This is a genomic window from Microvirga massiliensis (genome assembly GCF_001006805.1).
Classification (GTDB): Bacteria; Pseudomonadota; Alphaproteobacteria; order Rhizobiales; family Beijerinckiaceae; genus Microvirga; species Microvirga massiliensis.
This window is the reverse complement of record NZ_LN811353.1, coordinates 236857-261433: the sequence shown is the minus strand read 5'-3', so window position 1 is coordinate 261433 and position 24577 is coordinate 236857. Positions and strand designations below refer to the sequence as shown.

The window sequence follows — 24577 nt, the reverse complement described above, 5'->3', positions numbered from 1 at the left end:
CATGATCTTCGATTTCAATCCGCTCTACGTCTTCTACATCGCTGCGGCTCTCACAGGCGTTCTCGCAGCCGAGGGGTTCTACCTTCTCGTCAGCAACACGCGTGACTACCGCTCGCGCGTGAATCGCCGCCTCGAGATCTCCGGCAAGGGTGAGAGCCGCGAGAAGGTTCTCGTCCAGCTCCGGCGTGAACGTGGATTGAGCGCCGATGGTGACAGCCTGTTCGGAGTCGCATGGTTCAGCCGGCTGGTCGTGCAATCGGGAGTGAAGATCTCACTCCCACGCGCGATCCTGATGATCGCCGGGGCCGGACTGGCCTGCGCCTTCGCGGCCTTCATGGCAAAGCGGGATCCCGTTATTGCGCTCGCCGCCGGCGGTGCCGGCGCTGTCCTGCTGCCGCTCGGTCTCCTGATCGTCAAGCGCAACAAGCGGCAGGGAGAATTCGGGGCCAAGTTTCCCGACGCCATCGACATCATCGTCCGCTCGCTGCGCGCCGGTCATCCGGTGCCGATCGCGATCGGGATGGTGGCCAGGGAATTGCCGGATCCGGTCGGCACCGAGTTCGGCATGGTCGCCGACGAGATCACCTATGGCGCGGATATCGAGACGGCTCTCCGCAATATGATGCATCGGGTCGGGCAGGAGGATCTTCCGCTCTTCGTCACCTCCGTGGCCATCCAGAGCACGACCGGCGGCAACCTGAGCCAGATTCTCGAGAATCTCGCGAAGGTGATCCGCGAGCGCTTCAAGATGCGCCGCAAGATCCGTGGTCTGTCCGCCGAAGGCAGGGCCGGCGCGATGATCCTGAACCTCACACCTTTCGCGGTCTTTGCTCTCGTGAACTTCGTCTCGCCGGACTTCTACGGCTACGTGTGGGACCGCCCCAGCACGACAGTCGTGCTCGGAGGTGCGCTGTTCTGGATGTTCGTGGGCAATCTCATCATGCGCCGCATGGTGAACTTCAAGTTCTAAAGTCATGAAATTCGCTGCATTCTTCACGGATCTTTTCGGCCCTGACGGGGGGATCGTGCTCGCGCTGCTCGTCCCCTCGGGCCTCGGCATGATCGGGATCATGGCGTGGAGCCTGATCCAGAGCCGCAGCGACATTCGTCGCCGTGCCCAGGAGGGGCTGACCGCGCCCGTTGCCGCGAAGAACGACCGGAAGGCTCAGAACTCGGCGTCGCTCGAGCGCCTCGTGGGCTATCTCGAGACGACGTTCTCGGGTGGCGATCCGCATGAGCGGCGGCTGATCCGCCTTCAGCTCGTCCAAGCCGGCTTCTTCGACCAACGCGCCGTCGCGATCTTCTTCGGAGCGCGGATCGCGGCCGCTGCTGTAATGGGAGTCGGCACCTTGCTCGCGCTGCCGGTACTCAGGCCCGAGATGACGTCGGCGAATCTCTGGCTCGCGACGATCGGACTCGCGATCCTGGGCTATTTCGCTCCGAGCTTTTATATCAAGCGGCGCATCGCACAGCGTGTCGATCAGCATCGCATGGGCTTTCCCGATTTCATGGACCTGATGGTCGTGTGCGCGGAAGCGGGCCTGAGCATGGAGGCTGCGATCGATCGGATCGCCCGGGAGCTCGTCGAAGGTTATCCGTCTCTGGCGGAAAACCTCTACATGGTGTCCCTCGAAATCCGCGCGGGCAAGTCCTTCACGGAAGCGCTGGAGCGCATGGGCGAGCGGCTCGGAATCGAAGAGGCTTCGATGCTCGCGGCGCTTCTGCAGCAATCCGCGGAGCTCGGCACGAGTCTTTCGCAATCTCTGCGAGTCTACAGTGACGAAATGCGCAACAAGCGCATGTCGCGCGCAGAAGAAAAAGCCTACGCGCTCCCGGCGAAACTGGTGGTTCCTTTAACGCTTTTCGTCTTTCCTGTTCTCATCGTCACGCTGATGTATCCCGCAGCCATCCGCTTGATGACGAGCTTCGGCAATCAGTGAGGATATCTCGAATGTCACCCACGTATCGTCCCGCTGCCCGGCGGATCCTTCAATTCGCAACGCTCTCCGCAACGCTCGTCCTCGGTGCCTGCCAGAGTTTTCCCGGCTTCGGAGAGGCCGACGTCGCTGCCACTTCGGCGACCCAGCCGATTCTGCACAGCAGCCCTCCGGCGGACCAGATCAAGGACGATGTCGGTCTCGGCAAGCAGCATTTCCGGAGCCAGAACTACGGGCTCGCGGAAGCGCATTTCCGGCGTGCGGTCGAGAGTGAACCCCGCAATCCCGAAGCTTGGCTCGGACTAGCGGCAAGCTACGACGAGCTCAAGCGCTGGGAACTTGCGGATCGGGCCTATGGAGAGGCCTTTAAGCTGACGGGCCCGACCGCGGAGTTCCTGAACAACCGCGGCTACTCCTACATGCTGCGCGGCGACGTTCGACAGGCGCGCCGGGATCTCACGGCGGCGGCGGCAAAGCGGCCGGACAGCGAGCTCATCCAGAACAATCTCCACGCCCTGAATGCACCTGCGTCGCAGCGCGGCTGAGTTGACCAGGCGTCACTTCCGTAGTTGCGAGCCGGAGGCGAACCATCCGTCGACGGGTAGATTGCTTCACTGCGTTCGCAATGACGAAGAGGGTCTGAGCGCGGGCGGTGCAGGGCCGAAACGGAGTAGCGCCGGACCCACTGTCGTCATTGCGAGTCGCGGGCGTGATGCACCGCTCGTCCCATTGTACTCCCGGAGTGTCTCATTTCGTTCGCAATGACGAGAAAGACACGTCGACTATTTGCACTCGTCCCGCCCGCTACCGCAACGGCCAGAACAACAGGATGAGCGGCACACCGACCACGATGACGATCACCGACAGAGGCAATCCCAGGCGCCAGTAATCGCCGAACCGGTAGCCTCCGGGTCCCATCACGAGCGTATTGCATTGATGACCGATCGGCGTGAGGAAATCGCACGCCGCGCCGATCGCGACCGCCATCAGAAAGGCGTCGGGCCCGTAACCGAGACTCGTCGCGAAGCTCGCGGCGATCGGCGCCATGACGAGGACGGTCGCCGCGTTGTTGAGGAAGGGCGTGACCGCCATGGCGGTGGCCATGATCAGCACGAGAGCGCCCCAGCCCGGTAGGGAGCCGCTGGCCATCGACAACCAGCCTGCGATGAGATCCGTGGCTCCGGTGGTGCGGACCGCCTCGCTGACCGGGATCAGCGCGCCGAGCATGACGAGGATCGGCCACTCGATGGAATCGTAGGCCTCGCGAAGGCTCAACGAGCCTAGCAGGACCAGCAGGACTGCCGTGCCGAAGAAGGCAACCGCCACCCCGACCACGTCGAACGCGACGAGTACCATGGCGACCGCGAGCAGCACGATCGGGATGCTGCGCTGCCGGGTGCGGCCGAGCCGGAGATTCCTCTCGGCGAGGGGCAGGCAGCCGAGGCTGCGCAGCGTCTCGGGAATCGCCTTGAGGTTGCCCTGCAGCACGATGACGTCACCGGCTCGCAGAACGATCCTGCGCAGGCGCTCCGTGATGCGCTCGCCGCTTCGGCTGACGGCCAGGAGGTTCACGCCATAGCGCTCAAAGAGGGCAAGATTTTCGACCGATCCCTCCGCGAGAGCCGAGCTCGGGCCGACGACGGCTTCGATGACGCCAACCTCCTCGCTCTCCTGCGTAAAGGGCACTCGGTGCTCGCCGCTCAGTTTGAGCCCCGTGCGGGCGACGACCCGCTCCAGCGCTGCGGGCTCTCCCTCGAGGAGAAGGAGATCGTTGGCGCGGATCGTTGCATCCGGGAGCGGACGGGCCGAACGCACCTCCTTCCGGATGAGGGCCGTCACCTTGACCTCACCGTCGGCAGCCTTGCGGAGATCGGCCACGGTCTGACCGACGATCTCCGCGTCGGCCGGAACGCGCGCCTCCGTCACGTAGTCCTTGATTTCGAGCGCTTCGGCGTAACCGGTCGCACCTTTCCGTCCGGCAGGCAGGAGCCGGTAGCCGAACGCGAGAAACACGACGCCCGCAATGGCAATGCCGGCTCCGACAGGCGTGAAGTCGAACATTTCGAACGGCTGGCCCGTCATTTCCGCCCGGACCCGCGCGACGATGATGTTCGGCGAGGTTCCGACGAGGGTCACGATGCCGCCGAGGAGCGAGCCGAACGCCATCGGCATCAGCAGACAGGACGGTAACGTGTTACTTCTCCGCGCTACCTGGAAGGCGACCGGGATCATCATCGCGAGCGCCCCGATGTTCTTCACGAACGAGGAGAGCACTGTGACCACCGTCACGAGCACGATGACCTGCGAGCGGGTCGATTTGAGGTACGGCGCGATATAGGCAATCCCGGATTCGAGGATGCCCGATTTCGCGACGGCGGCGCTGACCAGGAGCGCGCTCGCGACGATGATCACGATGTCGTCGGAGAAGCCCTTGAATGCCTCTTTCGAGGGGACGATGCCGGTCGCGATGGATGCCAGCAGCGCGAGCAGCGCCACTACGTCGTAGCGGAGGCGCCCCCAGACGAAGAGCGCCATCATCAGGGCGATGATGGAGAGAGCGATGGACTGGGAGAGCGTCATGTGGGTCCCGTCGGGGCGCGGTGGGAGCGCCGGCCATTCCTAACGCCGGACCCCGCTGTTCGTCCCTCCCCGGAGACTCGAATTTCTCGGTGTCCGGGCCGGTGGTTTGCCTCTCCTTGCTATTCCGCGAGGACGAGTGCCCAGTAGCGCCCGAATCCGCCATCCGCATCGGCCCGTGCCAGACCGATACGCCGGGCCTCGGGCATCAGCAAGTTCTCGTCGTGGCGAGGGGAGGCTTTCCAGCCGGCCACCACCGCGGCGACGTTTTTCTGACCGCCCGCGATGTTCTCCGCTGCGGCCCCGCCGACGCCGAATCGCGCCATGCGCGACATGAAGGCTCCATGGGACAGGCGGCCGGCCACTGCAACCGCGCGGGCCTGCTCCTCGGCTGCCTTGTTGAGTTGCGAGTCGACAGCCACGGGCGGGAGGCCGCGCGACGCCCGATAGGACGAGATCAGCCGGGCTGCCTCGGACGCGTCGGCCGTCGAAACCGAGGCAACCCTGTGCGCCTCGTCGGGTGTCGTCGAGCAGCCCGCGAGCGCGAGCATCAGGGCTGCCGCGAAGCCGAGGGTACGCATGGAAAAACTCCTGAGGGCTGATGCGCACTTGCGCGAAAGGTGGGATGCGATCATCTGCGATCGCCTGATCAGCCTCTTTCCGACATTTCCATGGCAGGAGGCGAGTCTGCCCATGATCTTCCGGTGAGCCTGCCTAATGAAACCCGAACGAGTGGCCGTCGTGGGCGCCGGCCCGGCTGGACTCTTCTGCGCCGAGACCCTCGCCGGCGCAGGTCACCACGTCACCATCTTCGACCGCATGCCCTCGCCTGCCCGCAAGTTCCTGATGGCCGGGCGGGGCGGGCTCAACCTCACCCATTCCGAGCCCTTGGAGCGCTTCCTGACACATTACGGTGAGGCATCGCCCCGGCTGGCGCCCTTCATCCGCGCCTTCATGCCGGACGACCTGCGTTCCTGGTGCGAGAGCCTCGGTGAGGAAACCTTCGTGGGGACGAGCGGCCGGGTCTTTCCGAAGAGCATGAAGGCGTCGCCGCTCCTGCGGGCCTGGCTCCGGCGCCTTGCCGCACTCGGTGTGCGTCTCGAGACGCGCCAACGATTTGCAGGCTTCGATGAGACCGGCCTCATGCTCATGGAAAGCCCCTCGGGCGCGTGCGAGGCGATGTCTTTTGCGGGAATCGTGCTGGCGCTCGGCGGGGCGAGTTGGCCGCGTCTCGGATCGGACGGCGCCTGGTCCGATATCCTGTGCCGGGACGGGCTTGCCGTCGCACCGTTCAAGCCGTCGAACATGGGGGTGAAGATCGATTGGACACAGACCTTCCGGGAGCGCTTTGCGGGCACTCCCCTGAAGAGGATCGCCCTGACGCTGGGTAAGCGCACGGTTCGCGGAGAGGCCGTGGTGACCGAAACCGGCTTTGAGGGAGGAGCGGTTTATGCCTTGTCGGCCGGGATCCGAGTTGCAATCGAACGGGACGGGAAGGCAGAGTTGCTCGTCGACCTCCGACCGGATCTCTCCGAGGAAGCCCTGGCCGGGAGAGTCTCGAAGCCGCGCCAGGGACAGTCCACGTCGACCTTTCTTCGCAAGGCCGCGAGCCTGTCTCCCGCCGCAATCAGCCTTCTGCGCGAGGGCGGCGACGTGCCGACCGATGCCCGATTCCTGGCACGGCGCATCAAGGCCCTGCCACTGCGAATCACGGGTGTCCAGGGCCTCGACCGAGCGATCTCCAGCGCCGGCGGCGTAGCCTGGGAGGAGGTCGATGATCGGCTGATGCTGCGCCGGAGGCCGGGCGTCTTCGTCGCCGGAGAGATGCTCGACTGGGAGGCGCCGACCGGCGGCTATCTCCTGCAGGCGAGCTTCGCAACAGGATACGCAGCAGCCCAGGGCCTAATCGCCTATCTCTCGACCGGCGATCAGGCGCAGGTTTCCGAAGCCATTCATGCGACCCGATGAGCCGAAACCCTGTCGGCGAGACACTCATCTGCGTGCGGGACATGGCTTTCGCGCCCGGGCCGGGAGTCGTGGAGCCGCATTGACCCGCCGGTCCGCCTCGGCCAAGGGCTGCCGGTGACCGACCTCCGAGCGATTCTTCACGACGTCTTCGGCTACCCGGATTTCCGGCCCGGCCAGGAGGAGATCGTGCGTGCCGTTCTCTCGGGCGAGGATGTCCTCGCGGTGATGCCGACCGGCGCGGGAAAATCGCTGCTGTTCCAGCTTCCGGCCATCGCCCGCGAAGGCCTCACCGTCGTGGTCTCGCCCCTGATCGCGCTGATGCGCGATCAGGTCGCGCAGCTCACCCGCCTCGGCATCGAAGCCGGCAGCCTGAACTCGACGAACGACGTCGACGAGAAGCGGCGGATCGCGGCGGCCGTCCGGGAGGGGCGCATGCGCCTTCTCTATGCGTCCCCGGAGCGCTTGAGCCATGATTCCACGGCCGAGTGGCTCGCGCGGTCCAACGTGACCCTCCTGGCGGTCGACGAGGCGCATTGCCTCTCCCAATGGGGGCATGACTTCCGTCCGGAATACAAGCTCCTCGGCAGCGTACGTCAGCGGCTCGGCAGCGTTCAGACGATCGCGCTCACCGCAACCGCGGATGTCGCGACCCGCGACGACATCATCGCGAGCCTGTTCGACCGCACGCCCCATATCGTCGTCCAGGGCTTCGACAGGCCAAATCTGCGCCTCGCCATGGAGCCGAAGGCGAATACGAGACGCCAGATTCTCTCGCTCGTGCAGCGCCATCCCGGCGAGAGCGGCATCGTCTATTGCGCGACTCGGGAAGGCACAGTGCGGCTTGCGCAGCATCTTGCGGCCGAAGGCCTGCACGCCCTGCCCTACCATGCCGGCATGCCTCCGGAGGACCGTGCGCGCAATCAGGATATCTTCCTCCAGGAGGACGGCGTGGTTATGGCTGCGACGGTGGCGTTCGGGATGGGAATCGACAAGCCGGATGTACGCTTCGTCGCCCATGCGGCGCTCCCGCGCTCGATCGAAGCCTATTACCAGGAGATCGGCCGCGCCGGTCGCGATGGCGCTCCGGCCGAAACCCTGACGCTCTATGGCCTCGACGATATGCGGTTGCGTCGACTGCAGATCGAAGACAGCCGCGCCCCAGATGAGCAGAAGCGGGTCGAGCGGCAGCGGCTCAATGCCCTCATCGCACTCTGCGAGGCACCCTGTTGCCGCCGGCAGACACTGCTCGGCTATTTCGGAGAGAATGCGGAGCGTTGCGGCAATTGCGATCTCTGCATCGACGGCGTGACGGTCTTCGACGGCACGATCGAGGCCCAGAAACTGCTCTCCGCCATCGTGCGCACGGGCGAACGCTTCGGAACCGAGCACATCGTGAACATCCTCGTCGGCGACGAGACCGAAAGCATCACGCGCTTCGGTCATGCCAAGCTCCCAACATTCGGCGTCGGACGGGACCACTCGAAGAACGAGTGGCGTTCCCTCCTGCGGCAGATCTATGCGACGGGTCTCGTCACCCTGGATCTGTCGACCCATGGCCGGTGGATCGTGACGGACCGAGGTGTCCGCGTGCTGCGCGGCCAGGAAAAGATCGAGCTTCGCTCTGACATCCTCGAGCCGCGGCAAGGACAGAAGCGACGGCGCCCCACCCCGCAGGCGACAGCGGATATCGCTCCCGACGATCCTCTGTTCAGCGCTCTGAAAGCGCTGCGGACCCGGCTCGCCCGCGCGGAAGGGGTGCCCGCTTATGTAATCTTCTCCGATCGCACCCTGATCGATATGGCGTCGCGTCGCCCCACGACGGAAAACGCTCTCGCCGACGTGCACGGCGTCGGACATGCGAAGCTCGCACGCTACGGGCCCGCATTCCTGGACGTGCTGCGCGAGCATACGTCATAAACGAGGGATCGGTTTCAGGGCTGGGTTCCATCCATGAGGCGCGGGGCGCGTTATGAGGCTGCGGAGAAACGGATGACGGAAGGCGAGAGAGCGCTGCGGGAAGCCATCGTCACGCAATGCCGCTGGATGAATGCGAGCGGCCTCAACCAGGGCACCTCCGGGAACATCTCGGCCAGGCACGAGGACGCAATGCTGATCACGCCGAGCGCCGTGCCCTACGAGGATCTCGATCCCGGGATGATCGTGCGCATGCCGCTCTCCGCAGAGGACGGTCGCTTCGAAGGCTCGCTCCGGCCCTCGACGGAATGGCGCTTCCACCGCGATATCCTGCGCGCGCGCCCGGAATTCGGCGCGGTCGTTCACACGCACTCGCCCCACGCTACGGCGCTATCGATGCTCCGCCGGGAGATCCCGGCCTGCCACTACATGATTGCGGCGTTTGGCGGCTCCACGATCCGTTGCGCGGACTACGCAACCTTCGGAACTGCGGAATTGTCCCGGAATGCGCTTGTGGCGCTCGAGGATCGCAAGGGCTGCCTTCTCGCAAATCACGGCATGATCGTCGCGGATGAGGATCTCGCCCGGGCGATGTGGCTCGCCGTCGAGCTCGAGACGCTGGCGCGTCAGTATGTGATCGCGGTCCAGATCGGCACGCCCTTCGTCCTCGACGACGCGGAGATCGAGCGCATGCAACGCGCTTTCGCCGGCTACGGCCTGAGGCCTGCAACGCAGGCCTCGGAGGAGTGAGGGTACCGCCTGCCCGAGACCACTACGGCCTCACGCTTGTCATGGGGAGCGCAGGCGAAGCGATCCAGGCTGGACCTACAGGTCTCGACGGTTCAGTCCCTTACCATGACGAAGGGGCAGACCGGATGGCGATGAACCCTCCTCCCCGAAAGTCTACGATTTCGCGCGCCGGGCGGTGCCGTCCTGGGCGGCTTGTTCCTTTCGTTTGGCCATTGCCAGAACCTCGAGGCGGAGCGGGCTGTTGTAGGTAAGGTCCCGCTCACGGACCAGTCCTCCCCATACGGCGAGCGTCGCGACCCGGCCACGCAATTCCGGACCGGGCTCGAGATAGACGCGGTACGACCGGCCATTGTGCTTGAGTTCGATCGGCACCGAGACCCCCTTGTTCGAGCTGTTTGGTGTTCTACTCTAGCTCGGCTGTGAATTCGTCCCGATTGAGGCGAGTTCAGGGCCATTCAGGGCCAAGCCAGAAAAGAAAAGGGCGCCCCGAGAACGGGCGCCCGCAGTTTCAGCCGGGAGGATGCTGGTTCGGCGCCCCCCTTATCCGAACGATTGGATCCTAACCGAAATACTCCGTTCTGACTGTGCCTTCGAAAGCACAATGCTCATCTTTCCGGCCGGCCTCTCTCAGGAAAGTTGATCTTCGAACATTTGCCCCGCGGGAGAGCCGGCGCTAGCGGGTCGACAGCTCGGACAGATCCTCCTCGTCGCAGGTTTTCAGGATTTCGATCAGGCGCGCCACCCGACCCTGCGGGACCGGCCTCCCCTCGTTGAGCATGGCCTCGTCATTCGCGATCCAGGCCAAGGCTTCGGTGAGTTCCGCCCGGTCGGCGCTCATTTGGAGAATTTCAGCGAGAGCCGCATCATCTGCAGGCCCGATGAGGGCCCTCGTCTCCTCGCGTGTGAGCCGTTCCGCCATGGAAAGCCTCCTGCTGAGAAACCGACCGCGATTTGGGGACTTCCCGGGCGACATCAAGCCCTCACATGCGCCGAGGGTGGCGCAAGCCTCACGGCCAAGGTCGCGGATTCCGAGCGAGCCGGGTCGCTCAGCTCGCCATCTGCTCCTCTCCGGCCGAGCGGTGTTCGGCCTCGACTTTCGCCATCAGTTCGTCGGCAATGGTCTGGAGCAGCTTCTGGTCTTTCGGGGAGAAGGTGCGCGGCTTCGTGTCGATCACGCACAGCGACCCGAGGACATGGCCCGAGGAAGTCCGCAACGGCACCCCGGCATAGAAGCGAATACCCTTCTCGATCAGGAAGGGATTTTCGGCGAAACGCGGATCCTTCGAAACGTCCTCCACCACGATTGGCTCGTCGGCGGCCACGACATGTCCGCAGATCGATGTCTCACGTGAGCTCCGTCGGGAATCGTTCATATCATCCGGCAGCCCACTGGCCCCGGGCCAGACCTGATGCTCCTTATCGATGAGGGACACGAGGGCGATCGGCGTCTCGAAGGCCTCGGCGACCCTTGCTGCGAGCTTGTCGAAGTGCTCGCCTCGGGCAGAAACGAGCCCGAGCTCGCGCAAGGCATGGAGCCGCTCCTGTTCGTTCTCGGGGATATCCGGGGCCTGCATCCCGGTGACCGGTTCCGCCTCGGACGGGATGCGACTCGTGATCTCTCCGATCGCGGCTTCAAGCGAGGCGACCGCCGCATCCGCAGCCATCTGGGTTGCCAGATCTTCCGTCGGTGCCGGACCGGGCAGCAGATTCCAGACGCAGACGACGACCGCCAAGTTTGGCGCACGCCGCTTCAGCCGGCGGCTAACATAGCGCGCAAATACATGGGGCCGCGGACTCAGGTAGGACAGGCAGACCACGTCGACGCCGGCGAGATCGATCTGCCCAATCACATCCTGGCTGACGGAGATAGGGGCGAGGACGCGTGCCCCGATCCCCCGCTCCCGAAGAGCCTCTGCTACCATGTCGGCAGCGGCGCCATCGAGTTCCGTTCGTCCCCCGATGCATAGGACGCGCTCCACGACAGCCTCGGAAGAGGCTTGCAACTCCTTGGTCGCATCCTCGTCCTTACCATCGGATCGGGGTACCTGCTCCCGTACGTGTTCGGCGACCTCGCGTACAACCGCATGCGCGGTATCGGCTACCACCCGCCTGTAGCGGCTGTCGGACGTGCTGCGCTGCCGATCGTTTTCGGCGAGCCGCAAGGCCGGAATCGCGACCTGATCGAAGAACTCAGTCGAGGATTTCTCGTCGACGAAATCTTCTGCGATCTCGACGGCCTCTTCAAGATTCCCGGCCAGCAATCTCTGATAGAAGCGCTCCTCCGGGGCGAGGACCGGGTCGTTGCCCAGGAGTACGCCCAGAAATTCGAGCTGTGGAACGTAACGTCCCATTACTACGAGGCAGACCGTCAGCGGCGTCGAGAGGAAAAGTCCGACCGGTCCCCACAGCATCGTCCAGAAGATCGCCGCCGTGATGATCGCGAGCGAGGAAAGACCGGTGCTGGATCCGTAGAGCCAGGGCTCCACTGCGTTGTTGCTGATGAGCTCGATCAGAAGGAAAAGGCCTGCGACCCACAGGAGCATCGACCAGCCAGGATCGACGGCAAACGCGAGAGCCAATGGGAAGAATGCCGCGATGAAAGGCCCGAGATAGGGGATGAATCTGAGGACCGCGGCGAGCAGGCCCCAGAGAACCGCATTCGGAATGCCGATGAAGTAGAGCCCAATCCCGATCGGAATCCCGTAGGTGACGTTCACGACCAGCTGCATGAGCAAGTATCGGCTCACCCGGCTTGCGGCTTCGTCGAGTGCCTCGGTGCTCTTCTGGAGATCGCCGCCCACGAGCTTGATGAAGCGATCCCTGAGATCCTCCCGCTCGAGCAGGACGAAGATCAGGAACACGATGACGATGCCTGCCGTCGCGAGGGGTGCGAGGAGCGGTCCGACCACCGTCTGGATCATCTCCAGGGGGCGCGGGGCCGGCTGCTCGATCGTGACCGGGATCGGCTCACGCGGCGGCGGCTCCCCGCTCGCAGCCTGGGCGGGTTCGGTGTGCTTTTTCTCGGGGCCCGAGAGATCCTTGCCGATGTTCTGGATCGTCGTAGTCACCCGGTCGACCAGACCTCCGCCTGGCGCCGAGGTCTGGAGCGCGCGTATCTTCTCCCGAATCGTGAACTGATAGCGTGGGAGATTCTCCGCGAGCTGGACGATCTGCGTGCCGACGATGAACGAGGTCCCAGCAATCAGGATTGCGGCGAACCCGACGGCCGTGATGACGGCAGCAATTCTCGGCAGTTTGAGACGACGCAGCGCGCGTACGAGCGGCGCGAGAGCAAACGCGAGCAAAATTGCAAGCGCGAATGGGATGAAGATTTCCCGGCCGAAGTAGAGCCCGCCGATTGCAAGGACGATGCCGCCCGCCGTGAAAATCGATGCGCCCGGAAGCGGCTTCTGGGGTGCCTCCGGGGGCTCGACGAGCACTTCAGCCATGGATCATCCTGTCGACGGCGTTCCCGCTCTTCGGGAGAATCCTTTACGCCCCAGTCATCTAATGTCCTGGGCTCCGCCAAGGTTCCGCCTCTGCCTGTTCGCCACCTCTTGCTCGACCATTCGGATTTCGGCCGCCTTCTCCGAGGTGCTCCTGTCGGTAGCGCGGCGCAAACCTCCCGGAGTCATCTCCTCGAACGTGCATCGAAGGGATTCTCATCCGGACCTCGAGAATCGCGAGCATGCCCACGGATCGAGGCAGCACCTTTGAGTTCCCCGCGTCCTGTGCTTTGATGGTGCAAGCTCGCGGAGGCAACCATGGCCTATGTCATGTTTCAGTATGACCGTCCGACGGATACGCGAAACTGGAACGAGTACAACGGACATGTGAGAGACTGGATCGCCAGGCTTCTGGCCCTGCCGGGAGCCCTGTCCTTCATGGCCTATCGCACCACCGATGGCGCCAGCCCGGACACGATCACCATGCTGGAATTCCAGAGCATCGAGGACGCGCGTAAGGCTGGGGCCTCGGAACAGATGAAGGAAGTCGTCCAGGGCCTGAGAACGGTCGGCGCTTTCGCCAGGGTTCAGATCCTGGAACGGTCGCCCTTCACGCCCGAACCGCTTCGCCGCGAGGTCGCGTAACAGGCGTCGGCTTGGTCGGGCATCGTTTCTTGGACGACGCTACGAGTGCAGCCATGAGAGGCCGGCCCCTGTATTGACGTGCCGGTCGAAACAGGACCGCCGAGATCACGAGATCAGATGATCGAGACGTGCTCGGGCCTGCTCCCGAAGGATCGGGAGGGGACATCCTGGAAGAGCGATATGTGCATATGCTGCGCGACCCAATCTTCACCGACAGCGTCGCGCCCCAGGACGATGGTCGCACGTCCGGGCCGCTCATAGGCTGCGCCAGCCTCCGTGTACCCCGTGGAGTCGAACAGAGCGATTCCGACTGCCGTGAGCCGATCCTCCGAGACGATCGTGTGCAGCTCGTCGAGGCGCCATCGGAACCGGTCGATCCGGCCCCAGACGGTCCGCCACTGTTCCTCCTCGGTCGCCGTGCGCCCGATCGTGAGCGGGTTGAAGCTGCCGAACGTAATCATGTCATCCGCGAATAGCGGCCTGGCGCCGACGAAGTCGACCGTCTGCACATGAAGCTGGAGGCGCTGGAACCAGCGGCGCACGAGAGCGAGATCATCCTGTGGCGCAGTCATCGCTGCCCTCGACTGTTGATGCTGACCATGTTGCGCCCCGTCCGGCAACGGTCAAGGAGGCGCGTGCTCTCGGAGAAGCGGCCCGAGAGCGCACTGTCCCTCTCCGAGAGCAGACGAGCTCACCCGGAGAGCCGCCGAGTGGCGACCAGCCATGATAGGCGGCACCGGCTCTGTGGATGAACGCGGGTGCACTGCTCCGCCCGCTCATCGGCTCTGCGTCTGGTGGATACCCAATAACTTTATCACCAAGCTTGACAGCATTACCTTATAAAAGCCAGGTTCTCCTGCAGAATATCTTCAGATGCCGCTTCGTGGTATCTTGTATTTCAGCATCATTGCCCCGCGATTTACTTACCCATCACATTTGAACAGCGGCAAGAGCGATGAGCAATCCCAATCCGGTCGTCGAAAGCAACCGCGTCGAGGGAACCCCGGTCTATGACCTGCACGGCAAGCGCATCGGCACGATCCGCTATCTCGTGATCGAAAAGATCAGCGGGCGGGTGGTCAACGTGGTGATGACCTTCGGCGGCTTCCTGGGATTCGGGACCCATCCGTATTCGATCCCTTGGGAGAAGCTCAAATTCGACACGACGCTGAATGGCTATCGGACGGACATCGTCGGATCGCAGCTCGGAGATCCTCCTGCCACATCCGGTGACGATGAAATCTGGCCCGATCACAAAAGCGAGAAGGAATCCCACGACGACTGGGACATTCCGCCGTTCCGCGGCGTCTGACAGCCCGGCACCGGAATTCGGCCGGCCGGAATCTCCAGGAAGCCTTGCTGCTACGCAGGCTATCCATATCCAAACTGTCAAGATCATCATGCAAAAGGATGAGGGAACCGGGTCAGGCGTTCGGGCGCTGTACTCTGTTGGAGATTCGCGAGATGAACCTGGTACAGCGTCATGGCAGAGCTTTCGAAGGCGGCGAAAGGGCATCGAGCCAATCGGCTCCTCAGCGCCATGCAGCCGGACGACTACGCTCGTCTTGAGCCGCTCCTGGAGACCGTGGACCTGCCGAGAGGCAAGGTCATCTATGAGAGCGGCGAGATCGTCCGCTATGCCTACTTTCCGCTTGATGCGGTCGTCTCGCTGGTGGCGGTTATGGAGGACGGCGATCTCGTCGAGATGGCCGTGTTCGGGCGCGAAGCCCTGTTCGGCCTCGTCAGCGCCTACATCTCTCGTGAGAGTCTCGGGCGCTATGTCGTTCAGCTCCCCGGCACGGCATCGCGCATTGGAGCCGAGGCATTCCGGAGTATCGCGGACGAGAGTCCCACACTGCGTGACCTCCTGCAGCTCTATGTGGAAGCGCTGCTGGGACAAACGTTCTACACGGTTGCTTGCAATGCCGTGCACAGCGTCGATGCCCGGTGCTGCCGCTGGATCCTGAGCACCCGCGATCGTATCGACCAGGATACGCTTCCGCTCACGCACGAGTTCCTGGCCGAAATGCTCGGAGTTCAGCGCTCCACCGTCAGCATAGTCCTGCGCACGCTCCAGACGGCCGGTCTGATCACCCAGAGCCGAGGCTTCATTACGGTCATGGACCGTGCAGGCCTCGAAGACGCGTCCTGCGAGTGCTATCAAATCATCCGTCGCAACTTCGAACGGCTCCTGCCCAAGACCTACACCCGCGATTGAAACCGTCCTGCCCGCCTCAGCCGGCCGCCAAGTGAGCCTGGCCGAAGCAGAAAGGAGCTTCGAGGATTTTAGTCCTTGTGTGGGATTTCCGACAGACGACTCGGTTTGCTCGGTATCTGCTGCCACTATGTCAAGCTCGGCAGCGGAGTGACCTTGTGCCCAATCACGCTGAGACTACTACGTCTGAAGTGGCAGCACGGATCCGCGCGCATGTTCGCGACCGGCTCCGGGTCTTGAGCGAGCACCAGCACAGGAATCGGCGCGGCAAAGCACCGCAATCAGCGGCCTTGCTCAACAGGGGCAATCGCGAAAGCGACGGCTCGGAGGAGCAAGGCGGCGACTGAACAACGGCTCGAATGAGCAGGGCACAGGAAAGCCGGCTGCTGGAGCGGGAGAACGGGAGCGATTCGAGGTAAACCGTATCTGGAGCGAATCCGTCTTGCACGGAATACTTTGCGCCGCCGCAAAGAAGGCTTTGCAATAGTCGATATGTAAATACATATAGCATTTACACGTAAAGCCAAGTCTTCGACAGGACGATTTCCGTTTTGTCGGGTTCCCGACAGACGATGTGCAATTTGGTCATTAATGGCTGCAGAGACGTTCAAAGACGATGCTTCACAAGATGCATTTTGAGGATAGCCGCGGAGCGGTGACTTGGCAGGTCTCTGCTAGAGACTACGGCAAGCCAGCCAACGACGAATCGACCAGCCAGCCACGCATCCTGGTGCTCCAGCGGGAACTCGTTCCGAACCTATCACTGATTTCGTCCATAGCGGGCGCGGGCTTCGACCCCGTCGGCCCCTTCAATAAGGTTTCGCGCGCAATCAGTTGGTTGGGGAGGGAACTTCCGGACGCAGCCATTCTCGATACCGAACTGAAGGACGGCGCCTGCTTCGACCTAGCCAACGAGTTCCTCCGCGAGCGAATCCCATTCCTGTTCTATACGTCGCGGAGCGACAGAGATCGCATTCCGACCAAGATGAGAAACCTGCCATTCCTCGAAAAGCCGACACACTTCGTCCTTGTGACAAAGCTGCTGTCGAAGTTGCACAGAGACGGACAGGTCCTCGAAGCCGAGAGCGAGGACGATGTGGAGCTTCTGGAAGATTGGTAGATCGATCCCCGGAGCGAGTGGATGTTTTTGCTGCGCGTGACGAGAGTGTGAAGTACCTTCCTCGCAGACAACAAGTTGCGCCCTCGACACCATCGTGTGCGAGCGAAGCGATCCAGATCTGCGGGTTCAAACTGGATTGCTTCGCCTGCGGCTCGCAATGACGAAGTGGGTCCAGCGTCTCAGACTGGATGACTGCGACCTGCGATAACCGAAATGGCAGCGGGAAAACTGACGCGCTCGCAATACGCTCTACGGACGAATCTCGATCTCATCCTCCAGCATCAGCTTGTCGAAATCCGTGACGAGCGCATCAACCCGTATCTGCCAGCGACCCGGTACCGGCAGGACCAGGTCATCGACGCGCCACGTGCCATCGCCGACTCGCATTGCCTGCCGCTGCAGCGGTTCTATGCCGGCAGATCGTTGCGACAGGACAAGGGCGACCTCTTTCGGCTCGAGCGGCGCACCGGCCGCATCGAACAGCTCGATCGTTGCAGCGGTTTTGCCGACTCGTCCGGGATCGAAGGTTACTTCGGCCATTCCCTCGCCGGTATGGATGTGGACGGAAGTAGGTCCCTCCGGCACTGACACGGGGGCGGCAGGCGCAATCACGCTCGCGCGTGGCGGTGGCGTGAATCGCCAGCCCGCGACGAGCCCCAGAATCAGCAGCACGAGCACGCCCTCGGCTGCAATGACCTGGGCGAAACGCCGCCTGCAACCCTCGACCCCGGCTCTCAGGGCTGGCGTGAGCACGAACCGGTTGGTAGCGGCGAGCGCGAGGAGCACTGAGACGGCAAGGAGTTTGGCGAGCAGGATCCTTCCGTAGGCGGTCGTCCAGAACTCCGCGAAAGACCGCAGTTGCACGATGGCCAGGGTCGCTCCGGCGACCAGAAGCGCGATCACGACCGGGAGAACCGCCGTCGAGAATCGATCCATGAAAAGCGCAGCGCGCGGATGGGCGCTGCGCAGGATCAAGAACAGGGGCACGAGCGCGCCGAGCCAGAAGGCAAGACCGGTTGTGTGGACGAATACACTCGTGCGGGTCAGCCATCGCGGTTCCGCCGTCCCGGCATGCCCGCTCGCGGCAAGCGCGATTCCGACGCCAATCAACGCCGCTCCGGAGAGCGCTCTTGCCAAAAAGCCAGCCCTCACCTTGACGGAAAGCCCACCGGCCAACAGAGCCATAACCGCGACGGCCGCCGTCGTCCCATAGGTGGTTCTCCAGCCCTGGAGCCAGACGGCGCGGTCGGTGAGAGCGCTGACTGGAACGGCGAGCGCATCGAGCCCCTGCCATCCGACCGTCAGGAGTGCCGCCACAAGTCCGCAGGCAGTTGCGCAGAGGACGACGGGTTGCACATCTCGCCGAAGGTGAGATCGGCCGATGATCCATGCGACAAAGAAGGCACCGCCGACCCCGGCGAAGAGGCCGACATAGAGGAGGACACGCAGGGACCAAAGGCCAAGTAGGACTGCAATGTCCGGCTTGGATTTCATGGCCTGCCGTCCGCTCGCATGGCTGGCGCCGATGGAAAACACCAGTGAGCCTCCAACAGGGTGGCCGTCGGCGGAGACCACACGCCAGCTCAGCACGTAGGTGCCGTTGCCGAGGCCAGCCGGGGGGGCGAGTACCACCACCTGACCACGCACTTCAGAAGCCGAAAGCTCCGAGGTGCCGCCCTGCGGAAGGGTGAGCCGCAAGACCAGTGGAGAGACGGGCTCGCTGAAGTGGAGGAGAAGCCGCTCCGGGGCACGCGAGAGGATGGCTCCATCCTGCGGGTCAGATCCGATCAAGGCCGCATGCGCCCGCGCGGGCTGCGAGCCGAGTGCCAGGCACGCGACCAGTATCAGCAGCGCGAGCAGGAAACGAGGGGTCATGGCGAAATCGCAAGGTGGATGCGGGACGCCCGAACGCGTCCCGCACCGACCTTCAATGCCTGTCGCCGGCAGGAAGCAGCTTCAGGCCCGGAGCGGGATACTCGTAATCATCCGCACTCTTGCCCACCGCGGGGATCTCGATCCAGCGCTCCGCCTTGCCGCCCTCGCATTCCTGCACGGTCGGGAAATACAGCATCTCGCCAACCGGCAGGCGATCGGTCAGGCGCGCCCGAAAAACGAACTCGTCATAATGCTCGTCGAGCAGCTTGCCGGTCCAGACGATCTCCCGTACGCCCTCTGTCACCGGAGTGCCGAAGTAATCATAGCTCTGGCCATACGACGCTTTGACGGTCTCGAGCGTCCAGCCCGGCTTCGGCATGGGCTTCACCGCGACAACGCCTTCGGGAATGCGGACACGCAGCTTGAGAGTCGGTAGCCCCTCGCATCCATGTCCGACCCGGATAACGGCCTTGTAGGTCGAGTTGATCGGGGCCTCCTCCCCTTCGAGGGTCGCATGGGCCCTGGCTGCAGTGGTGAAAAGAACGGCGACAATGGCGGCGCCGAATGCGCCGAAACGGCTCCTGGACAACATGATTCCATCCCGTGACGCGTGTGAATCGATGATCGTTCGTGATCGGACGAGTCACATGCTTGTGCTCCGTGACTCGTGCGGACCGATGCGGCGATCGTGATCAGACGAGGTCCGGCGGAGCCCGGGCACCGAGGGGCGGCAGGAGGTGGAGCCGATGATCCGACGTTTCCGTTCGGATCGTGAAGATCATCTCGACGATGTCGCGCGAAGGCGAGAGCAGTGCCGCGATCGTCGGAGGCGGCCCAAGATCGTGCCCCAGCTTCTTGGAGAGAATGCACCAGAAGCAATGTGGCGGTTTGGCGGGAGCTGCGGGATCGTTCGCATCGTGTCGTGCAACATCACCGTGCTCATGCGCTGCGGGCGTCGAGGCCTGAATGGCGCCTGCCGGGAGTGCAGCGAGCGAGCGCGCGCGGCCGTGATCCGAATGGTGAAGGCCGGAGAGCGCCGCGGAGTCGTGGATCACCGGCGACGCACGCGTTGTGCCCATGAGCAGAGATTGCAGGAGGAGCACGCAAGCCGCGGCAAGCCCGATGACGCGGACGAGGACGTCCTTCCTGAGCGCTCTCGATATCACGACAGCCCTGTCCGCCTCCCCTTTGAAGTGCCCGGCGCCTCCAGCGAGTTCGCCGACGCCCTGCGGCCGGAAGAAATGACCTCCTTCCAGTATGATAATCGATCCTTTCGGTGGAATCTCGCGACGAAGCAACCGGAATTCAATGTCCCGCCGGGACAGGCGCCCCGCTCGGGAGCCGAAGCCTGGGGTATCGTCCCGGACAAGGCGGATGGGCGCTGCCTTCAGCGCGTGCGGATCAGGCTGCGCAAGTCCCCCAATCGGGTTTGCGTGGCTCAAATTGGCGGAGCATCGCCATCAGGCTGCCCGGTCGAGCGCATCGTCGAGCGGGATCGAAATGCGGCACCGGAAGCCATCCGGATCGAAGTGAAGATCCACCTTGCCGGCCAGTTCCTGGTTGATCGCCTGTGCGATAAGGCGAGAGCCGAACCCCCGCGTGGCGGGCTTTTCGACGACTGGGCCGCCGCGCTCGTGCCATGACAGCTGCAAGACACCGGCACCAGAGCCACGCCACGCGACATCGACACACCCGTCCGGGACGGACAGCGCTCCATATTTCATGGCATTCGTCGTCAGTTCGTGCAGAACCATTCCGAGAACGACCGCAGCCTTCGGTGACAGGTCGATATTGGGACCTTGCAGCGTGAACCGCGGGCCCTCTGCGACATGTGGCGCGAACTCCTTGTGGAGGATGTCCCGCAGCGAGGCGCCTTCCCAGCTCGTCTCGTTGAGGAGGTCGTGCGTTCGAGACAGCGACAGCAGCCGATCCTGGAATCGCTGGAGCGCCGCTTCCGGCGAGAGTCCTTGGCGCATCGATTGCCAGGCCAGCGACTGCACCGTTGCCAGGGTATTCTTCACGCGGTGATTGAGCTCGCCGATCAATAGCTTCTGGCGCTCCTCCACTCTCCGGCGCTCCGTGATATCCTCGATGACTCGCACGGCATAGAGGAAAGTTCCACTTGCATCGCGCACGGCAGTGCTCGAAACGCGGGCCCAGAGAGGCGTGCCGTCCTTGCGGAGGAATTCGTCCTCTACCGTGTAGGAGTCCTGCAGACCTGCGACCTGGCGCTGGAACAAGGTGAAGTCAAGGCTCTCGATTCCGTCGATCAAATACTCCGGAAAGCGAGTTCCGATGAGCTCTTCGCGGCTATGCCCGGAGATCTTGCACCGCGCCTCGTTGACGGACACGAATCGACCGTCCCTGTCGACCTCGACGATTCCCACGGCAGCATTCTCGTGGGTTGCCCGCAATCGCCCCTCGCTGTCCCTCAAGGCCCGTTCACGCTGGGCGAGTTCGGCAGCGGAGTCCGCGAGCACCCGGCTGACTTCCTCGATTTCCAGAAGGCCGGTCGGGATGGGGGCCGGCACCTTGCCCGTTCCGAGATCCCGTGCAGAGCTGGCGACTCCCTGAACCGCCTTGGAAATCGGGCGCCCGAATCGGGAAGCCAGTTGGAACGACAGGACGATCAGCAGAGCGATGATCGCACCCGTGATCCAGAGAGACCTGCGCACCGGCGCCTGCAGGACGTCAGTCGGGGCGGCAACGAAAACTCGCCATCCCACGATTCCCGAACGCGCAAAGGCTCCCGTCGCACGGTCCCCTGACAGATCTCTCCCGACCCACCGGCCTCCGTCATCCCTCCGGGCCCGGAAACCGTCCGGGGCAAGAAGTCCGAAGAACTCGTCGTGGGCCTGTGAGCGCGCAACGATGTAATCCGACCCATCGAGAAGGGTCGCGATCCAGCCCTGAGGAAGGTTCTCGGAGCGAAGGATTTCCGCGAAATGGTTCCGGTCGAGCGCGATCGAAAGGATGTGGGAGACCCGGTCCTCGTTCGGCACCGGCACGCCCACGCTGATGACGAGCCGGTTCGCGACTGCCCCAACGAAAAGATCCTGGAAAACGGGCCGCCTGCTCGCGATCACCTCGGCATCGGCCTGCAGGTTTGCGCCTTTCGGAAGAGGCGTGCCCCACGAATGCCGCGTATTGACGACCTGCTGCCCATCGGCAGCGCGCACCACGATCGCCATTTCGCTCGCCTTATCGGTCGATAAGGCGCGAACGGTCTCCTCGGCCTGCTTCTGGAAAGCCTCGTAACGGCCTTCCCGTAGCAAGTGCGAGGTTGCGAGAGCCTGCGCCACCGCCCTTATGCTGATCAACTCGCGATCGACGGCCTCGATGATCCGGTTTGCGGCGTTGCGCGCATCCTGCTCATGCTGTTCCCGCTGCGACGTCGAATATCCCCACAGGAGGACCGCGGCAAAGATCAGGGCGGGGGCCAGCAGAGCCGCCGCGAAGGCCATCAGGCCCTGCCGGATCGTGAAACGGGTTCGGCTCCTCACGTTACCCCCTTCGGCCCAGAGCTACGGCAGCCACTCGCGGGCGTGACGGGAGAGGATGCGGGCATCTTGCCATCCGTGCGGCGAGAGGCGAGTGAGGGGGAGCAGTCGGCACGTGATTTCTGGCGCGGCGAACGGCTGGGCGGAGGTCGAGATTGACGCGTATGCAGACGCGGCGCAACCATCACGGTTCGAGGAAAGCGTAGAGACAGGCGTGCGAAACGGTGCCCTCCCGGACGTCCCGTGCCTCCGGACGCCGTGCGGGTCTCGGAGGCACCTCATCGGCGGCCGTGCTATGATGCGGTCCCGAGACGCTGTTCCGGCCACTCGCGGAGTTAATCCGCGCTTTCCGATTTGCTCCCGTTCATCGCCGTCGGCTACGCGGCCCAACGGGCCGATGGCGCCATCGGGATGGCCTACGGTGTCGCCTCCACGACGATCCTTCTGAGCCTCGGCATCTCGCCCGCCGCAGTCAGCAGCAGCGTCCATGCCGCGGAAGTCTTCACGACCGGCGCATCGGGCTTGGCGCGCTAGCGCTTCGGCAATGGGGATGCCTCCCTGTTCCGACGATTGGCAATTCCCGGTGCAATCGGTGGCGCGATCGGGGCCTATCTGCTTGACGGAACCGCCCGGCGATAGGGTACAGCCTTTCGTGAGCCTCTGTTTCGCGGCCATGGGCGGGGTCGTTCTCTGGAAGGCGCTGAGGACCACCGAGCCGACGCAGTCGCGGCATGTCCCTGTGCTCGGCTTGTGCGGCGGGTTTCTCGATGCGATCGGCGGCGGTGGTTGGGGACGGATCATCGCCTCGACATTGATCGGGAGCGGGAGCCGAACCCGCTTCGCCATCCGCTCGATCAATGCGGCCGAGTTCCTCGTGATCGTCACGATTCGGCGACCTTCATCCTCACCATTGGACTCGAGCTTTGGCCCATCATCGCCGGCCTCGTCCTGGGAGGCGTACTCGCAGTCCCTTTCGCGGCCTATATCACGCGCACCCTGCCGGACCTGCCCCTGATAATCACGGTCGCGGTCGTAATCATGGTCCTGAGCGCCCGGGATTGCTGCAGACGTTTGGCATCTGACGAGGGATCAGCCGGACGGTTGGCCTCTGGACGGGCTTCGGGAAGCGCAACTTCATGCCGGCCGCGTCCCAGAAAGATATGCGGTTTCGCCGACCGGCCGGCTTTCGCGAGGATCGCTCCTGCTTCGAGAAAGCCGGCGCGACCGCAGCGAGTTCATCGCTGCGGTCGCGCCGGCCATTCGTCAGCACTGAGAAACAGACGCCGACAAGTCTATGAGACTTGTCCCGAATGCCCTGCCGGCGGGCTATCTCACGTTGAGCGGTGATGCTGCGCCGTCATTTGATTCGTGCCGGAAGCATGCCGGTGACTCTTTTTGGAAGTTGTATGTTTTTTCGCGTTGTGGGTCTGCCCGCTCGAAGCGACATGGTGCCTCCCGGACATCGTCTGCGACTGCGATGTTGTGCCTGCTGCCTGCGATGCCAGTGGTGCAGCCATGATCAATGCTGCCGAAAGAGCACTAAGTAGAGCAACTCTGCGCATGTAAACCTCCTTCCCGGCCGCAGACAGATTTCCGCAACCGGATCGACCTTCGAAGTACACAATAATACCATATCGTGTTTATTTTAAGGAAGCTATAGTATTTCGTAATAACATCTAACATAATACTATGCTGCATTGCCGGAATCCAATGTATCCAGCACATCTCATTCGAATATTTGGCCCCGAGGCTCGAACGCTCAGCTCGCGAGGTGCGCTCCGCCGGATGCCGATCGTGCCGACGTGCACAGCCGGAGTTCCGCCAACCTCTGTGCAAGCAGCTCTCTCTGGCGCGTGTGACGCGCCTCGAGGAGGGCCAGGAATCGCTGTTTGAGAGCCTCCGGACCCGACCACTCGAGGAGAGACCGGCGATCGAGATTGAACCGAGCCTCGTCATCCGCGAGAGCCGCCAGAACACGTCGGATTTCCACGGCAAGATCGGCACGACGAAGTGCGGTCGGATCGTCGACCTCGATTACGTGCGTGGTCCGCATCGGGAAATTCCTCGGTTTGTGAACGCGAGCCTGCCGGCGATGCGGTTACGATCGCTGTCGAGCGACGATCTTGTCCTTGATCGCGTCGTAAGCGTTCTGCGGCAGGATCTTCTTCGCCACCAGATCGGTCTTGGCCCTGTAGGGGCGCCCCTTGATGATCGCGTCGGCGCGTGCGGAGCCGATTTGCGGCAGAGCGTCGAGCTGTTCCTTCGAAGCCGTATTGATGTCGACGAGAGCACTCGATGGGGCCGTGACCGAGTTCGTCTTCTCGGCAGGGTGCGCGCGCTCGGCGCCGGTGGATGGCGTTTTCGTTGGCGTGGTCGACGGGGCGGCGGTTTGCGCGAGAGCCGGCGAGGCCAGCAAGGCAAGGATCGTAACGAGGTGAGTGAGGCGCATGGCAATCCTCCTGAGGGAGCGAGAAGGCGCGCTGCATATCGTGCAAGCGCGAACGGACGCGCGACTCATGGGCAGCGCGTCGAGACCTTCAGACGGAAGGCGGCCCTGTGGGAGGAGCGGCGCAAGGTCGGTGACTAGGGGGAGCAGTCGGACAGGACGATCGAGAGACACGAACGCTGCG

Annotated in this window: 23 protein-coding genes; 11 read left to right on the top strand and 12 right to left on the bottom strand. The window is 63.5% G+C overall.

What is annotated here, in order from left to right; genetic code table 11:
- Position 1: 1 nt before the first annotated feature.
- Genes BN1233_RS13845 through BN1233_RS13835 form a run of 3 tightly spaced genes read left to right on the top strand, consistent with a single transcriptional unit; the run spans position 2 to position 2482 of the window.
- Positions 2-970, top strand: coding sequence for a type II secretion system F family protein (locus BN1233_RS13845; protein WP_046864163.1), 969 nt, complete (start codon positions 2-4; stop codon positions 968-970).
- 4 nt (positions 971-974) lie between these two features.
- Positions 975-1940: a type II secretion system F family protein gene (locus tag BN1233_RS13840; RefSeq protein ID WP_046864162.1), complete on the top strand. Its 966-nt coding sequence runs from the start codon at positions 975-977 to the stop codon at positions 1938-1940.
- An 11-nt stretch (positions 1941-1951) separates the two neighbouring features.
- On the top strand, positions 1952-2482 hold the full coding sequence (locus BN1233_RS13835; protein WP_052763788.1) for a tetratricopeptide repeat protein: 531 nt from the start codon (positions 1952-1954) through the stop codon (positions 2480-2482).
- A gap of 259 nt (positions 2483-2741) precedes the next feature.
- On the opposite strand, the gene BN1233_RS13830 is transcribed toward BN1233_RS13835, so the two are convergent.
- Together BN1233_RS13830 and BN1233_RS13825 are read right to left on the bottom strand one after the other, a co-directional pair.
- Positions 2742-4517, bottom strand: a complete 1776-nt coding sequence (locus tag BN1233_RS13830) for an SLC13 family permease (protein WP_046864161.1) — start codon at positions 4515-4517, stop codon at positions 2742-2744.
- A 119-nt stretch (positions 4518-4636) separates the two neighbouring features.
- Positions 4637-5095, bottom strand: coding sequence for a CAP domain-containing protein (locus BN1233_RS13825; protein ID WP_063776705.1), 459 nt, complete (start codon positions 5093-5095; stop codon positions 4637-4639).
- A 136-nt stretch (positions 5096-5231) separates the two neighbouring features.
- Here BN1233_RS13825 and BN1233_RS13820 point away from each other — a divergent pair, with 136 nt between their 5' ends.
- The 3 genes from BN1233_RS13820 to BN1233_RS13810 all read left to right on the top strand — a co-directional run bounded on the left by BN1233_RS13820 (position 5232) and on the right by BN1233_RS13810 (position 9146).
- Positions 5232-6482, top strand: a complete 1251-nt coding sequence (locus BN1233_RS13820; RefSeq protein WP_046864160.1) for a BaiN/RdsA family NAD(P)/FAD-dependent oxidoreductase — start codon at positions 5232-5234, stop codon at positions 6480-6482.
- Positions 6483-6596: 114 nt separating this feature from the next.
- Complete coding sequence (gene recQ / locus BN1233_RS13815; RefSeq protein ID WP_147707232.1) at positions 6597-8399, top strand: DNA helicase RecQ; 1803 nt, start codon at positions 6597-6599, stop codon at positions 8397-8399.
- A 72-nt stretch (positions 8400-8471) separates the two neighbouring features.
- Complete coding sequence (locus BN1233_RS13810; RefSeq protein WP_046864158.1) at positions 8472-9146, top strand: class II aldolase/adducin family protein; 675 nt, start codon at positions 8472-8474, stop codon at positions 9144-9146.
- Between the two features lie 153 nt (positions 9147-9299).
- Here the strand turns inward: BN1233_RS13810 and BN1233_RS13805 are convergent, their stop codons facing one another.
- The 3 genes from BN1233_RS13805 to BN1233_RS13795 form a co-directional block, all read right to left on the bottom strand.
- Positions 9300-9518, bottom strand: coding sequence for a hypothetical protein (locus BN1233_RS13805; protein WP_046864157.1), 219 nt, complete (start codon positions 9516-9518; stop codon positions 9300-9302).
- Positions 9519-9819: 301 nt separating this feature from the next.
- On the bottom strand, positions 9820-10065 hold the full coding sequence (locus BN1233_RS13800) for a hypothetical protein (RefSeq protein ID WP_046864156.1): 246 nt from the start codon (positions 10063-10065) through the stop codon (positions 9820-9822).
- A gap of 127 nt (positions 10066-10192) precedes the next feature.
- Entirely contained in the window at positions 10193-12595 is a 2403-nt protein-coding gene (locus tag BN1233_RS13795) for an AI-2E family transporter (RefSeq protein WP_046864155.1), read from the bottom strand.
- Positions 12596-12910: 315 nt separating this feature from the next.
- Between BN1233_RS13795 and BN1233_RS13785 the strand changes: the two genes are divergently transcribed.
- Positions 12911-13237, top strand: coding sequence for a DUF1330 domain-containing protein (locus BN1233_RS13785; RefSeq protein WP_046864153.1), 327 nt, complete (start codon positions 12911-12913; stop codon positions 13235-13237).
- Positions 13238-13350: 113 nt separating this feature from the next.
- On the opposite strand, the gene BN1233_RS13780 is transcribed toward BN1233_RS13785, so the two are convergent.
- Positions 13351-13809 carry a YybH family protein gene (locus BN1233_RS13780; RefSeq protein ID WP_046864152.1) on the bottom strand — a complete coding sequence of 153 codons (459 nt, stop codon included), beginning with the start codon at positions 13807-13809 and terminating at the stop codon, positions 13351-13353.
- Positions 13810-14192: 383 nt separating this feature from the next.
- Between BN1233_RS13780 and BN1233_RS13775 the strand changes: the two genes are divergently transcribed.
- The 3 genes from BN1233_RS13775 (at position 14193) to BN1233_RS42895 (ending at position 16572) form a co-directional block, all read left to right on the top strand.
- Positions 14193-14549 carry a PRC-barrel domain-containing protein gene (locus BN1233_RS13775; RefSeq protein ID WP_046864151.1) on the top strand — a complete coding sequence of 119 codons (357 nt, stop codon included), beginning with the start codon at positions 14193-14195 and terminating at the stop codon, positions 14547-14549.
- A gap of 171 nt (positions 14550-14720) precedes the next feature.
- A complete protein-coding gene (locus BN1233_RS13770) occupies positions 14721-15455 on the top strand; it encodes a Crp/Fnr family transcriptional regulator (protein ID WP_046864150.1) in 735 nt (244 codons plus the stop codon).
- A gap of 625 nt (positions 15456-16080) precedes the next feature.
- Positions 16081-16572: a response regulator gene (locus tag BN1233_RS42895; RefSeq protein ID WP_156312714.1), complete on the top strand. Its 492-nt coding sequence runs from the start codon at positions 16081-16083 to the stop codon at positions 16570-16572.
- Between the two features lie 249 nt (positions 16573-16821).
- Here BN1233_RS42895 and BN1233_RS13760 read toward each other — a convergent pair whose 3' ends face one another.
- The 4 genes from BN1233_RS13760 to BN1233_RS13745 all read right to left on the bottom strand — a co-directional run bounded on the left by BN1233_RS13760 (position 16822) and on the right by BN1233_RS13745 (position 21950).
- A complete protein-coding gene (locus BN1233_RS13760; RefSeq protein ID WP_046864149.1) occupies positions 16822-18447 on the bottom strand; it encodes a copper resistance CopC/CopD family protein in 1626 nt (541 codons plus the stop codon).
- A 52-nt stretch (positions 18448-18499) separates the two neighbouring features.
- Positions 18500-19039: a YcnI family copper-binding membrane protein gene (locus BN1233_RS13755; protein ID WP_046864148.1), complete on the bottom strand. Its 540-nt coding sequence runs from the start codon at positions 19037-19039 to the stop codon at positions 18500-18502.
- 100 nt (positions 19040-19139) lie between these two features.
- Positions 19140-19889 carry a hypothetical protein gene (locus tag BN1233_RS13750; RefSeq protein WP_046864147.1) on the bottom strand — a complete coding sequence of 250 codons (750 nt, stop codon included), beginning with the start codon at positions 19887-19889 and terminating at the stop codon, positions 19140-19142.
- Between the two features lie 18 nt (positions 19890-19907).
- Positions 19908-21950 carry a sensor histidine kinase gene (locus BN1233_RS13745; protein WP_147707230.1) on the bottom strand — a complete coding sequence of 681 codons (2043 nt, stop codon included), beginning with the start codon at positions 21948-21950 and terminating at the stop codon, positions 19908-19910.
- A 351-nt stretch (positions 21951-22301) separates the two neighbouring features.
- Between BN1233_RS13745 and BN1233_RS42890 the strand changes: the two genes are divergently transcribed.
- On the top strand, positions 22302-22481 hold the full coding sequence (locus BN1233_RS42890; RefSeq protein WP_048709156.1) for a hypothetical protein: 180 nt from the start codon (positions 22302-22304) through the stop codon (positions 22479-22481).
- Positions 22482-23706: 1225 nt separating this feature from the next.
- Here BN1233_RS42890 and BN1233_RS13735 read toward each other — a convergent pair.
- Positions 23707-24000 carry a hypothetical protein gene (locus BN1233_RS13735; RefSeq protein WP_046864145.1) on the bottom strand — a complete coding sequence of 98 codons (294 nt, stop codon included), beginning with the start codon at positions 23998-24000 and terminating at the stop codon, positions 23707-23709.
- A 45-nt stretch (positions 24001-24045) separates the two neighbouring features.
- The gene (locus tag BN1233_RS13730) at positions 24046-24396 is read right to left on the bottom strand and encodes a ComEA family DNA-binding protein (protein WP_046864144.1); all 351 of its coding nucleotides are present in this window, start codon (positions 24394-24396) and stop codon (positions 24046-24048) included.
- Positions 24397-24577 lie beyond the last annotated feature (181 nt).

What these genes read in the sequence shown, in the direction of transcription:
- BN1233_RS13840 (WP_046864162.1), top strand. Translation starts at nt 975, where the DNA reads ATGAAATTCGCTGCATTCTTCACGGATCTTTTCGGCCCTGACGGGGGG.
- BN1233_RS13735 (WP_046864145.1), bottom strand. Translation starts at nt 24,000, where the DNA reads ATGCGGACCACGCACGTAATCGAGGTCGACGATCCGACCGCACTTCGT.
- BN1233_RS13825 (WP_063776705.1), bottom strand. Translation starts at nt 5,095, where the DNA reads ATGCGTACCCTCGGCTTCGCGGCAGCCCTGATGCTCGCGCTCGCGGGC.
- BN1233_RS13755 (WP_046864148.1), bottom strand. Translation starts at nt 19,039, where the DNA reads ATGTTGTCCAGGAGCCGTTTCGGCGCATTCGGCGCCGCCATTGTCGCC.
- BN1233_RS13835 (WP_052763788.1), top strand. Translation starts at nt 1,952, where the DNA reads ATGTCACCCACGTATCGTCCCGCTGCCCGGCGGATCCTTCAATTCGCA.
- BN1233_RS13730 (WP_046864144.1), bottom strand. Translation starts at nt 24,396, where the DNA reads ATGCGCCTCACTCACCTCGTTACGATCCTTGCCTTGCTGGCCTCGCCG.
- BN1233_RS13845 (WP_046864163.1), top strand. Translation starts at nt 2, where the DNA reads ATGATCTTCGATTTCAATCCGCTCTACGTCTTCTACATCGCTGCGGCT.
- BN1233_RS13800 (WP_046864156.1), bottom strand. Translation starts at nt 10,065, where the DNA reads ATGGCGGAACGGCTCACACGCGAGGAGACGAGGGCCCTCATCGGGCCT.
- BN1233_RS13810 (WP_046864158.1), top strand. Translation starts at nt 8,472, where the DNA reads ATGACGGAAGGCGAGAGAGCGCTGCGGGAAGCCATCGTCACGCAATGC.
- BN1233_RS42895 (WP_156312714.1), top strand. Translation starts at nt 16,081, where the DNA reads ATGCATTTTGAGGATAGCCGCGGAGCGGTGACTTGGCAGGTCTCTGCT.
- BN1233_RS13785 (WP_046864153.1), top strand. Translation starts at nt 12,911, where the DNA reads ATGGCCTATGTCATGTTTCAGTATGACCGTCCGACGGATACGCGAAAC.
- BN1233_RS13820 (WP_046864160.1), top strand. Translation starts at nt 5,232, where the DNA reads ATGAAACCCGAACGAGTGGCCGTCGTGGGCGCCGGCCCGGCTGGACTC.
- BN1233_RS13770 (WP_046864150.1), top strand. Translation starts at nt 14,721, where the DNA reads ATGGCAGAGCTTTCGAAGGCGGCGAAAGGGCATCGAGCCAATCGGCTC.
- BN1233_RS13775 (WP_046864151.1), top strand. Translation starts at nt 14,193, where the DNA reads ATGAGCAATCCCAATCCGGTCGTCGAAAGCAACCGCGTCGAGGGAACC.
- BN1233_RS13780 (WP_046864152.1), bottom strand. Translation starts at nt 13,809, where the DNA reads ATGACTGCGCCACAGGATGATCTCGCTCTCGTGCGCCGCTGGTTCCAG.
- BN1233_RS13760 (WP_046864149.1), bottom strand. Translation starts at nt 18,447, where the DNA reads ATGACCCCTCGTTTCCTGCTCGCGCTGCTGATACTGGTCGCGTGCCTG.
- BN1233_RS13795 (WP_046864155.1), bottom strand. Translation starts at nt 12,595, where the DNA reads ATGGCTGAAGTGCTCGTCGAGCCCCCGGAGGCACCCCAGAAGCCGCTT.
- BN1233_RS13830 (WP_046864161.1), bottom strand. Translation starts at nt 4,517, where the DNA reads ATGACGCTCTCCCAGTCCATCGCTCTCTCCATCATCGCCCTGATGATG.